Annotated in this window: 6 protein-coding genes; 4 read left to right on the top strand and 2 right to left on the bottom strand. The window is 27.5% G+C overall.

The features are described from left to right. The first annotated feature begins 227 nt into the window (after positions 1-227). A complete protein-coding gene (locus VN21_RS14805; protein ID WP_046823938.1) occupies positions 228-533 on the top strand; it encodes a hypothetical protein in 306 nt (101 codons plus the stop codon). 633 nt (positions 534-1,166) lie between these two features. Here VN21_RS14805 and htpG read toward each other — a convergent pair. Further along, complete coding sequence (gene htpG / locus VN21_RS14800) at positions 1,167-3,041, bottom strand: molecular chaperone HtpG (protein WP_046823937.1); 1,875 nt, start codon at positions 3,039-3,041, stop codon at positions 1,167-1,169. A gap of 186 nt (positions 3,042-3,227) precedes the next feature. Here htpG and VN21_RS14795 point away from each other — a divergent pair, with 186 nt between their 5' ends. The 3 genes from VN21_RS14795 to VN21_RS14785 all read left to right on the top strand — a co-directional run bounded on the left by VN21_RS14795 (position 3,228) and on the right by VN21_RS14785 (position 7,931). After that, the gene (locus tag VN21_RS14795; RefSeq protein ID WP_052952090.1) at positions 3,228-3,890 is read left to right on the top strand and encodes a TetR/AcrR family transcriptional regulator; all 663 of its coding nucleotides are present in this window, start codon (positions 3,228-3,230) and stop codon (positions 3,888-3,890) included. A 76-nt stretch (positions 3,891-3,966) separates the two neighbouring features. Continuing rightward, a complete protein-coding gene (locus VN21_RS14790) occupies positions 3,967-6,060 on the top strand; it encodes an efflux RND transporter permease subunit (protein WP_046823935.1) in 2,094 nt (697 codons plus the stop codon). Positions 6,061-6,062: 2 nt separating this feature from the next. After that, positions 6,063-7,931, top strand: coding sequence for a methyl-accepting chemotaxis protein (locus VN21_RS14785; RefSeq protein ID WP_046823934.1), 1,869 nt, complete (start codon positions 6,063-6,065; stop codon positions 7,929-7,931). A gap of 40 nt (positions 7,932-7,971) precedes the next feature. Here the strand turns inward: VN21_RS14785 and VN21_RS17970 are convergent, their stop codons facing one another. Then, the gene (locus VN21_RS17970) at positions 7,972-9,963 is read right to left on the bottom strand and encodes a sensor histidine kinase (protein ID WP_052952089.1); all 1,992 of its coding nucleotides are present in this window, start codon (positions 9,961-9,963) and stop codon (positions 7,972-7,974) included. Positions 9,964-10,091: the final 128 nt, after the last annotated feature.

The raw sequence follows: 10,091 nt of genomic DNA, 5'->3' as shown, positions 1-10,091 counted from the left end.
CCAAAGATATAAATGCTATAATTAATACAAATATAAATATTTTTTTCATATTGTTTCTCAAAATCTTTTCTCTCCTCAATGTTTCCCGTGTTTAAACTATATTAATATTACCCTAAATTTATATTATCAAACAATCCTCAAAAATCAGTATAAAATTTTGTTACTTGACTTTTTTATTATAAAGTGACTACGCTTATAGTAAATATGATTTTGTAGGAGGTTTTTTAATGATTGGTACTGAAATTGGAATAAGAGCTATTCTAGGGTTTTTGTTTATAGGTTATGGGCTTATAGTTTCTGGAATAGAGAAGTGTAAAGGACTTCCTTTCTTTTATTCTAAAGACCAGATAAATGGATCTATAAATGGTTTTATATGCTTATCTGTAGGAGTACTATTATTATGGACTAATCCAAAGCAAGGCATAACTTCTGCTATTATCGCTATTGTTCTATATGCTATAGTAAAGTTTGTAGTAGGTAAAGTCGTTGAAAACAAAATAAAAAAGGAAGAAAAAAATAATAAAAATATATAAAATCCATCTAATAAATTACAATTAATAAGGGTTCGTTATTATATATAAAATACTATAAAGCTTTTCAGCTTGTATTTCAATATATAATAACGAACCCTTTTATAATAATTTCATTTATACATCTAGATACTCCAATATACAAATCCTATTTATAACTATTGCACTTAAACTATTTTTTTCTTTCTTTTTTGATTTAAAAATCCCATTAATGTCATAATTGATAATACAAGCATAAAACATATAGATAATAATTTTTTCATAATCATGTCCCCCATACTTTTTTTGTCATTTTATAAACATTGCGTTTTATAATTCAAATATACCATTTTTGTATATATATATCAATCTATTTTCGGAACCTTCCAAATTTTCACACCAATCATCGTATTTAATATTCAATTTTTTCTCTCCACTCATATAATAAATTAACCACTATTAAAAGTAAATAGATATATAAAAGGAGTATTAATATGTTTTAGCTACATTTCAAGCATCTTTTCAGCTTGTATAGCAAAACATATCAGTACTCCTTCTCTCATATTTATCTTAATAAAATTGGATATTGTTATATTTCAGCTACATTTCAAGCTTCTTTCCAGCTTGTGTAGCGAAATATATCAATGTTCACTTGCTCTATAACCCTATTAACATATTCATAAGTTTATTGTTTCTACTTATAAACTCATCTAATTCTTTAGCGTCTAATTCTTTATTTGCAAGTAATGCAACATCTACAATTTGATTACATATTAATTCTATTTGATCCTTTTTGCTTTCATCGTCTTTTAAAGATACTAACTTTTTAATTATAGGGCTATTGTCATTTATAACTAAAGTTTTTTCTTCTTCAAAACTCATTCCAAGATCCATTCCTGCAAATTGAGATTTCATTTCAGCCATTCTTCTAGATTGTTCAGATACTAATATTATAGCTGTAGTGTCCTCGCTCTTTAAGCTTTCTACAGAATACTCTTTTACTTTATCTTTAACATATTCTTTGAATAAGTTTTCTATTTCTGTTTTATTTTCTTTGTTTTCATCTTCATTTTTGTCTTTTAATACATCTGATAAATCTGCATCTATTCTATTAAATGTAACTCCTTGATTTTTAAATTCTATAAAAGATATAAAGTGATTATCTATGCTAGAGTCTAGTATAACTGCATCTAAATCATAATCTTTAAATAACTTAATATATTGTGATTGCTGTTCTTCATCACTTACATAGAATACTTTATTTTCATGTTTTCCCTTACATTTTTCTAAATAATCATTAAGTGTAATATAATTTGAATTTATATCTTTAAACAATAAAATATCTTTTATCTTATCATAGAATCCTTCATCTTTTAAGCATCCAAATTTAATAAACACTTGTATATCATCCCAGAATTTTTCAAAGTTGTCTCTTTCATTTTTATAAAGTGATTTTAGTTTATCCGCAACTTTTTTAATTATATGCTTAGATATTTTACTTACATCCTTATCATTTTGCAAGAAACTTCTAGATACATTTAATGGTAAGTCCGGGCAATCTATTACACCTTTTAGTAATAATAAGAACTCTGGTATAACCTCTTTTATGTTATCTGCAACGAAAACTTGGTTATTATATAATTTAACTTTACCTTCTATAAGTTCAAATTCATTTTTTAATTTAGGGAAATATAATATTCCTTTTAAATTAAATGGATAGTCTACGTTTAGATGTATCCAGAATAATGGCTCATCAAATGTATTAAATACTTTTCTGTAAAACTCTTTATATTCATCATCTGTGCAATCTTTTGGAGATTTTAACCATAAAGGATAAGTATCATTTAACGGTTTTATTTCATTTTCACTATTCTCATCTTTTTCTTTAGAGCTATCTCTAACATCTAAGTAAATATTTACAGGTAAGAATGAACAGTATTTGTCTATTATGCTTCTTACTGTATATTCTTCTAAAAACTCTTTGCTATCATCAGCTAAAAATAAAGTTATAGTAGTACCTCTTGAATTTCTATCTTCACTTGCTGAAAGTTCATATTCTGTTTGACCTTCACTTATCCATTTTACAGCTTGAGCTCCTTCTTTGTATGATAAAGTATCTATTTGAACTTTGCTAGCTACCATAAAAGCTGAATAAAAACCTAATCCAAAGTGTCCAATAATATCATTTTCTTCACTCATTTTATCTTTATATTTGTTTACAAAGTCTTCAGCTCCTGAAAATGCAACTTGATTTATATATTTTTCAACTTCTTCTTCAGTCATCCCGATTCCATTATCTTTAAATATAAGAGTTGAACTGTCTTTATCTATTATTACATTAATTTTATAATCTTGTTCTTGTTTATTTTCTACTTCCCCTAGTGATACTAATTTTTTATATTTATTTATAGCATCACAACCATTACTTATAAGCTCTCTTACAAATATATCCTTGTCAGAATATAACCACTTTTTTATTATAGGAAATATGTTTTCTGTATGTATTGATATGTTTCCTTTTTTATTTTCCATTTTATCTCCTCCTTAAATTTATGTTTATTAAATAAAATTGGGATAAAGTAAATCCCCCTACATTTATTATTTTACCATCTTTGTTAGCACTGTCAATATCAGAGTGCTAATTTTTTTAAAATAGATTACAAATCAAAAAAATGTTGTTAAAATGATACTATAAACAAAATTAAAGAGGTGATGAATGTGGAGTTTGAAAACAAGGATGACATTAGAAATACAATAATACTAGAAGCATCTAAACTTTTTATTCAACAGGGGTATACAAAAACAACAATAAGACAAATAGCACAAGTCTGCAATTTAGGGAGAGGACATTTATACTATTATTTTAAGAAAAAAGAAGATATTGTTTTATATCTTTATAAAAACTTAATTGAAAAAATTTATTTTCATACAAAGAGATCAAGTAGTGAGTCTATAGATCCTCTACTTAGTTATGCAATAACCCAGTATATATATATAAAGACTATAGCAACCAATCAATCTTTATTTAGAGTATACATAGAAGCATCTGAAATAGACTCAGTAAGAAAAGAATATCTTAAAACTCTAGGTGAAATATTAAAGTCCAATTTAAGAGAATTAAATTTTGATTTTAAGGAAAAAGATATAAGCCTAAGCATTGTAATTGGTTCAGCTGGAGAAGATGAACTTTTACGTAGATTTTATAAAAATGATATTAACTTAACACTAGATGAAATTATTGAAAGTACAATAAAAACTAGACTGTTACTATTAAATATAGGACAAGAAAAAGTAATTCAAATTATTTTAGATACTAAGGAAGTAACAAATAACATAGAAATTAATGAAATAATAAAAAACATAAATATACTTGACATATAGGTTGTACTACTCATACAATCTATTTTGTAAACAAATTTGGGCATGCCTAAATATTTTAGAGGGGGGTAAACTTTAGATGAGGGGATTGTCAAAACAAATAGCTAAAAGAAATAAGTTGATTTTATTAATAGCTATACTATTATTAGTTCCATCGGCAATTGGCTTTTTAAACACAGACATAAACTATGATATCTTAAGTTATTTACCAGATAATTTATCGACAACTCAAGCAGAAAGAATACTTAAAGATGAGTTTGATTGCGGATCTTTGGCTATGTTAATAGTTGAAAACATGGAAGATAAAGATGTATCTAAACTCAAAGAAAAGTTAACTAAAGTTGAAGGTGTAAAAGATGTTTTATGGGTTGATGATGCTGTAGATTTATCAGTCCCTAGAGAACTTCTTCCAAAAGATGTAACTGACTTATTATATACTGAAAATTCAACGCTTATGGTTATTAAGTTAGAAGAAGGTTCTGCAGCTCTTAAAACATTAAATGCTGTGGAAGAAATAAGAAAAGTTACAGGAAAGCAAGCATTTTTAAGTGGTATGGCAAGTATCATAAAAGACACTAAAGACATTTCAGATAAAGAAACTCCACTATATGTAATAGTCGCTGTAGTACTTACATTGATAGTTTTAAGTTTTACAATGGATTCATATGTTACTCCATTTATATTTTTACTTAGTATAGGATTTGCGATAATCTATAACTTTGGTAGTAACATAATATTTGGTGAAATTTCTTATTTAACTAAAGCTCTAAGTGCTGTATTGCAACTTGGAGTTACCATGGACTACTCCATATTCTTGCTTCATAGATATGATGAAGAAAGGTCAAAATACGATAGTCATATAGATGCAATGGCCATAGCTATTGCAAATACAACAACAGCAGTATTTGGTAGTTCATTAACTACAGTAGCAGGGTTTTTAGCTCTTTGTGCAATGGATTTGGCTCTTGGAATGGATATGGGCTTAGTTATGGCAAAAGGAGTTTTACTAGGAGTTTTATGTACAGTTACTATACTACCTTCTCTTATACTACTATTTGACAAGCAAATTCATAAATACAAACACAAACCAATTTTACCTACATTTAAAAAATCATCACAAATAGTTGTTAAACATTACAAATTATTAGTAGTTCTATTTTTATTGATGTTTATACCATCTTTAATAGGTTCATCAAATGCAAAAGTTTATTATAACCTAGACGAATCTTTACCTGATGATTTACCATCTATAGTTTCTACAAATAAATTAAAAGATGACTACAAAATGAATAGTACAAATATAATTCTAGTTAAGGATTCACTTGATTCTTATAAAGTTGAGCAAATGATTAAAGAAATTGAGAATTTAGATGGAATAAATTCAGTTGTTGCACTTGAAAAGATAATAGGGCCTGCAATAGTTGAAGATATACTTCCAAGTGATTTAATAAGCTCTGTTAAATCTGGAGGATACGAACAACTTATAGTAAATTCTGAATATAGAGCTGCAACAGATGAAGCTGGAATTCAAATAGATAAGCTAAATAATATAGTTCATAAATACGACAGAGATGGTTTAGTTGGAGGAGAAGCACCTTTAACTGATGACCTTATAAAAATTGCTGACACAGATTTTAAAAAAGTAAGTTTAGTATCTATAATAGCTATATTTGTAATTATAGCCATAGTGTTTAAATCACTTTCTTTACCTATTTTATTAGTTTTAGCAATTGAATCAGCTATATTCATAAATCTTGGAATACCTTACTATACAGGTACTGTGGAACCTTTTATAGCATCAATAGTAATAGGTACCATTCAACTTGGTGCAACTGTTGACTATGCTATACTTTTAACTTCTAGGTTTAAAGAAGAGTTAGCTGTAAATGATAATAAGTTTGAGGCTATGACAGCTTCAATACAAAGCAGTGCAAGATCAATTGTAACAAGCGCTTTATCATTCTTCTCAGCTACAATAGGTGTTGGACTTATTTCTAAACTTGAAATGATAAGTGCATTATGTTCACTTATGGCAAGAGGAGCTATCATAAGTATGTTTATAATCATTTTTATGCTTCCTGCAATTTTATTAGTTTGCCACAAATTTATAATAAAAACTAGTAAAGGGTTCGTGACTCCACAACCTAAAAATTTAAACAAGGGGGATATATAAGGATGAAAAGAATTAATTTACCAAAAGCTTCAATAGCTACTTTAACTACACTTATGATATTTTTAAATACTGGAATTTGCTTTGCAGATGTAAAAAAAGAAGAAACTGTATATGCCATATTAAATAATAATGGTAGCGTTGAAAAAACTATTGTTTCTACTTGGATAAACAGCGATGAAAAGCTTGGAAAATTTACTGATTCTAGTAATCTTAAAAATATAAAAAATGTAAAAGGTGATGAAAAGCCTGTAATAAAGGATGATTCGGTTGAGTGGAATGTTAACAAAGAGGATTTATACTACCAAGGAGAGAGTTCTAAAAAACTCCCTATTGATGTAGATGTTAAATATGAATTAAATGGCAAGAAAGTTAGTGCTAAGGAAATCACTGGGAAGTCAGGTAAATTTAAAATAACTATAGACCTTAAAAATAATGAAAAGAGAATACGTAAAGTAAACGGTAAAAATAGAGATATGTATGTACCATTTTTAACAGCTACTGAAGTTTTATTTGAAAGAGATAATTTTAAAAATATAAAAATAAATAGTGGAGAACTTTTAGACGATGGTAAAAAATCTAGTGTAACATTTGCCTCTTTCCCTGGTTTAAGAGAAAGCTTAGATTTAAGTAAAGATATAGAAGATTATTTAGAATTAGAAGACACACTAGTTATTGAAGGAAATGCAAATAAATTTAAAATGCCTAATATAATGGTTATGGCAACTCCAAAAATTCCAGAGCTTAAAGGAATTGATAAAAACTCTACATTAGATGATTTATCTAAATCTTTAAATGATTTAAGAAAAGGTGGAGATGATTTATTAGATGGATCTAAAAAATTATTGGACGGAAATAATGAATTAAACACTAATTTCGCAAAATTTGATAAAGGTGTAAAATCTTTAGATAAAGGATCTAAAGATCTAAGCAGTGGGATAGATAAATTAAATCAATCAGCTCCATCTTTAGATAATGGAGCAAAAAGTGTAAGTAGCGGTCTTAGTCAACTAAATGATTCTCAAGGCAAGTTTTCTAACGGTGTTGAATCATTTGTAGGAAATACTAATAAGCTTTACGATGCTTATTCAGCTATTAACAGCGGAATTAATAGTGCTAGCGATGGTGCTAATGCACTTAGTTCTGGCCTTTCTAATGGATCTGGCGGTGTAGATAGTTTAATAGCTTCTACAAACAATATAGACCAAGTCGCTGGAGGGCTAGCTAACATAGCTGGAGCTTTGGACGAATCTAATCCAGAAGTTGCTAATCAATTAAGAGGATTAGCAGGCTCTTTAAATCAAGTGTCTGAAGGTCAAAGAGGTGGGCTAAATAGTTTAAAAGATGGAATGAGCAGTGCTGTAAGTGGAGCTAATAGCTTAAGCGCTGGACTAGAAAAATTAAAATCCGGTTCAAATAGTTTTAGCTCTAATTTCAAATCTTTAGTAGATGCTGGTTCAACTTTAAGCAGTAGTTCAAAACAATTATCAGCAGCTACTAATAAACTTGAAGATGGTAGTAAAAAGTTGGCTGCAGGAACAAGTGAACTAAGCAAAGGTACTAACCAACTATCTCAAGGTAGTAAAAGTTTAGTTAATGGTACTAAATCTTTAAATGATAATTCAAGCAAACTTTTAAAAGGAACAAATGACCTAGCAAAAGGATCTAGCGAATTATATAAAGGGGTTAATAAATTAAAAAAAGATGGGCTAGATAAAATCTATAAAGAAGGAAATACTAAATTATCTGATATACAAGGTTTGGTAGATGTTAAAGATGAAATGGTTAAACTATCTAAAGATTATAATAACTTCTCTGGCCTTAATAAGGATATGGATGGAAAAGTTAAGTTTATAATGAAAATAAATGACTAAATAAAAAGAAGCTGTTTTTACAGCTTCTTTTTATATTCTTTTAAATATCTGACATTTCCAAATTCACAATTTTATTTGTATCTACATTATTTGAAGGATCATACTCAGGCAAACTTTCATCAATATTAATTGGAATAATTATCCTAAATAATGAACCTTTTTCAAGTTTACTTTCTATCTCTATTTTGCCTCCATGAATTTCTATTATTTCTTTTGATATACAAAGGCCTATTCCACTACCTTCATTTTTTCTAGTATATAAGTTATCGACTTGGTAGAATCTTTGGAATATATAGTTTATCTTATTATCGGGTATTCCTACTCCATTATCTTTTACTTCTATAATGATATCCTCTTTATCCTTATATATCGATAACTCTACAACACCATTTTCATTTGTAAACTTAATTGCATTTGATAAAAGATTTAACACAGCCCTTTGCATTTGATAAACATCTATGGCTGTTATTATTTCTTCATATTTCGTGTCAAATATCATACCGATATTTTTTATTTTTGCAAATTCAATACTTGATTCAAAAACATCCTCTATTATACTAACAATATTACAATTTTCTAAATTCAAGCTAAGCATTCCACACTCAGCTTTCGTCATATCTATTATATTATTTGATATTTTTAATAATCTGTATGAGTTTTGATTTATATTTTCTAATTTATCTATGACATCATCTTCTTTAGCTTTCCCCTTAGATATATTATATTCTAAAAGTTTAGTTGTGCCCAATATTATATTTATAGGTGTTCTTAATTCATGACTTAAGTTAACTATGAAGTCAGACTTTAATTTTTCACGTTCTTTTGCTTTTTCTTCGTCTTCTAATTGTTTTTTTATATCTTTTCTATACATTGAAGCTGCTTTAGTAACAAATACAATAGATATTAAAAAAAATACAAGCAAAATAAGCAATAAGTATTTCATCCATGTTGGAGCTAATAGTTCATATTGCCCTTTATTTATTAAGTTTACATTTGTTCCTACATCAAAAGGATCTATATCATATTCATATATACTTTTATAGTCAACATACGCCTTTGCAGATGGCTCTACCTCATCTTTTATTTTTTCAATAGGAGTTCCATTTTTTATTTTTACTATCATATCACATATAATCTTCGCTTGCTCTTGTCCTATATCTACGTGTCCTCCAATAATACCTGCATGTAGATAAGTCTGATCATTTGAATATATGGGTGAACTACTATACTTTTTAATATCACGTATTAAATCCTTAGGTTCTACATATCCACTTGATTTTTTGCACTGAAATTCACCAGCTATAATGTTTATAGTATCTGGCTTATCATCTGACTTTTTTAATTTAGATATTATATCTTCACTGTAATTGCTTTGTATGTAATTTATATCTATTTGATCGTTTAAATAAGTGTCTATCAATTTATTAATCTCGCTTTTTATAGACTCTCCATACTTAGACTTTTCAACTATTAAATTTATATTTTTAGTTTGTTGATTAAGTGAATAGACCAAGTTCATTAAACTTAAACTATCATCACCATGATATATACCCGCCATGTATTTTTTTTCTTCTTTACTTCCATCTAATTTTCCATCTACTCCACTAAATACTAACGGAATTTTGTAAAAACTGCTATTTTGATTTAAAACTTCTTTATTAAATACTTCAAAAGACTCATCATTTACAGTATATATAGCATCTATACTTCCCCTTGGATACTTTTCATTTAACATGTGTTTTAATGACTCTATATATTCGTCATTATAATTGTTTCTAAAATCTAGGTACTCTATTTTAAAGTTTATACTCTCATCAGGATTTTTTTTAGAATAAGATTCTAGCCCATCCATTATAGCTGCTTCCCAGTGATGCCCTTGATTATATGAGTTTAATACCAAAACGTTAAATCCTCTAGATTCTTTTTCGTATGCTTCATATGCTTGTACCCTATAATTAAAAACTTTGAAAAAGATTATAAAAACAAATATGAATATAAAAATATATTTTTTCGTTCCCCGCTTTTTTTTCATTAAAAAGTCTCCCTGCCCTTACTTAAATGTACTTCAAATATAATAATTCTACATATAGCTCCTTTTTACCTTCTGTTTCATAAAATTTTTACATTATTAAATTTATTCATTTATATCATAAGTTCAAT

It is taken from the genome of Paraclostridium benzoelyticum (assembly GCF_001006285.1).
In the GTDB taxonomy this organism is placed as follows: domain Bacteria; phylum Bacillota; class Clostridia; order Peptostreptococcales; family Peptostreptococcaceae; genus Paraclostridium; species Paraclostridium benzoelyticum.
This window is presented reverse-complemented; position numbering and strand designations above follow the sequence as displayed.